Raw genomic sequence first — 2,780 nt, forward strand, 5'->3', positions numbered from 1 at the left:
TCGGCGGTTGGGGGCCCGTCTCCGCGATACGAATCAACTCGACCATAGGCTCATAGCGCCGTGCATGCGTCTCCAGACGATTTGCAAGATATCTTCTCAAGGCTTGAATAACCTGAGACTCGTCCGAACCACCCTGAAAGCCGAGTTGCCTCATCAGCGGACGGATATCCGTGCCAAGCGCCTTCAACACCGCGTGATAAAAGCAGTCTCCATCGCTTGGTACATCCAGACGCGTATTTCCTTGCATCGCGACATAGTGATTCTCATTGACTCGCATGATTCGCACAGGCTCACGGTGCGGTACACCTTGCTCAGGGTCTTTGAGCGTATATTCTTGCCCCGTCTGTTCATTCACCATCATCAGCGCTCGGCCTCGCGGCCATAGCGGCGAATCCGTCAGCAATGCGGGCACTAAATCCCCTGCTGCGTTGTCCCACGAACCCATTTGGCGAATCTGGCTGGCAAGGGCGTGAATATCAGTGGCCCCCATTTCCCGCTTGGCATCCGCAGCCTCCATGCCGTACAGGTTGACCGTATTGTTCAGCGCGGATCTTTCCACGTTTCCAGAGCCTTTCTGCGCTGACGCACGGGTGCTCTGATCATTCGCTGTCCAGTCTGAGGAGATAGACTTTGTCTGCGGCTTATCATCTTGTGATTTCACTATCCGATATTTCGCCACGGTTGACGCAAGTTTGCCAATCAAACTTTTAGACGCTACGTTTCTCGCCCCTTCCCCCAGAATTTTTCGCTCATATGCTGCATATGCTGCCGGATTTTTCAAGATTCGATCGTGCCAGCGCGTACTTTGAATAATGTTTCCATTAAAGTCACTCGGAGCAGCAAAAAACAGACCATAAATTTCCCGCTCTGCGAGACTGATATCAGCGTACTCCTTTGAAATTATAAGCTTATTTTTAAACGCATCCTTCAAATTTTCAATCCATTTTTCTTTTTCGCCATAGAAAGGTGTCATTGACCCAAATTGACCAAACGACGGATCAATTACCATTTCTGCATCGCCAAAATTTGCAGATATCGCATAATGATTTGTCGGATTTAAATTGGAAACCCCAGACCAGACAAGAACGCCAGTCGCGGAGTGCGGGATATGATTATCATAGAGAATTTTTGATATTCTATACGCACACTCCCTGCATTTGCCAGCAGGTGATAACTTGTACTGACTTATGATGCTATCGTCATTTATCAAATCAACCACCTCACCCCATTTTTCATTATCAATTTTCCTTGGAACACTAGTCATCTGAGGTGAATTTGGTGCACCCTGCGGCGGTTGCCTCCCGACAGAGTGCAATGAAACTGACTGCTTTAGAATTGCATTGTCTGCTCCCTCCTTGGACAATGGGGTAAGACTTGTAGGTATATTGGCAACAATTTCCCGCCCCTGTACCTTAATGCCTCTGCGCAGGCCCTGATTGTCCATGATCAGTTGAGCCGCCGTATCGGCACGCGTTATACCGGTCACCGTCGTTTGAGCAACAGGATCCCCGGACGCCTCCCGCTGACCCGGGCCGGGGAATGGTGGCACCTCGTTTGCTGCCACGTCGTCACATCGATGCATGAACGCTTGTCTCTCTCCCTCCGTCGCGTACGCGACACGAGGACCGTGAAGGGCTGCTTTTTCAGCTGTCGCCGCTGCCGCATACAGATCAGCACCGGGAACCGCCAGAGGGTCCACCTTCGTCTGCCGCTCTGCTCGTTCAATCTGGAGGATCGTATTTTTACGCACGTCGGACGTGAATTTCAGTTGCGCGTAATTGCCCTTGCCCTTCACGAAGCTGTCGGGGCCCCAAACAGGATGCGCTCCCACCCGCAGTGGAAGTCCGAGTGTCCGTTCAATTGAGGCCGTCATCTGCGTAGGGGCCGGCAGCGATGCGGCGGTCCCTGACGACTGCGCTCGGATATCCGGTGTTTGCGTGTCGTCGTTCAAATCTGATGTGCGCCCGGGAGCGTTCCCACGAATCGGCAACATTGATGTCGTTCTCTTTGAAGCGCCCCCGGTTTTTCGGCGACTGCTTGAGGCGCGGCCGGGATTTGCGCATTCGCCGCACCTCGGTCCAAGACCATAATTTGATTGTATAAAATCGCTTGTAGATCAGAGTACCCCATTCGACCGGCTGCGCTGATCACCTGTCAGGAGAAGCCTGACCGACGTAGGTAAATCGCGGAGTCCTTACCCCATCAATCAACACCGTCTCGTTCCAGACATTCAGGAGACGGGTGCTTAAAGGCAGGCCTTCGCGCTCATACAGACGCGTATAGATAAGAGCCCTAGCGAATTCAACGGAGGTGCCACGCTCATAGTGCCAAAATGTTGACTACGAGTCGGACTTGCACTACGCATTTCAATTTTTTTGGCATTACCTGATGTTGACGATTCAATCGTTACATCAAGCATTGACTGTCGACCTCGATCGTAGATTTGCATGCTTGTGGCGGCTCGACGCTCTGGAAAAAGCAAAACCCTATCGCAAAAGCGTATTGCCCGCGCCAGGCTTGCCGAAGCTACGCCTCATAACGCGAAACGTCACACATGATCAGTCAGCGTGGTACTGTCAGGTTGTTCCAGAAGTCGGCGAATATAATGGGGCATGAAGAAGGTGACCCTGCCTCGATTCCACGTACAGCAACTCATGCGGCGATCAACCTGGCCTCGTAGTCGACGGGGGCAAGGTAGTCGATCGACGTATGCAGGCGTCGCCGATTGTAATAGCCCACGATCCAATCGACGGTATCCAGGCAGGCCTGAACGTTTCAAC

1 protein-coding gene is annotated in these 2,780 nt (G+C 52.3%); it reads right to left on the reverse strand.

The features are described 5' to 3' along the window. The coding region (locus ACV22V_RS32240) for a hypothetical protein (protein WP_448016777.1) at positions 1-1,795 on the reverse strand (1,795 nt) is incomplete at its 3' end. Between the last annotated feature and the right edge of the window lie 985 nt (positions 1,796-2,780).

Source organism: Burkholderia sp. AW33-5 (assembly GCF_053427615.1).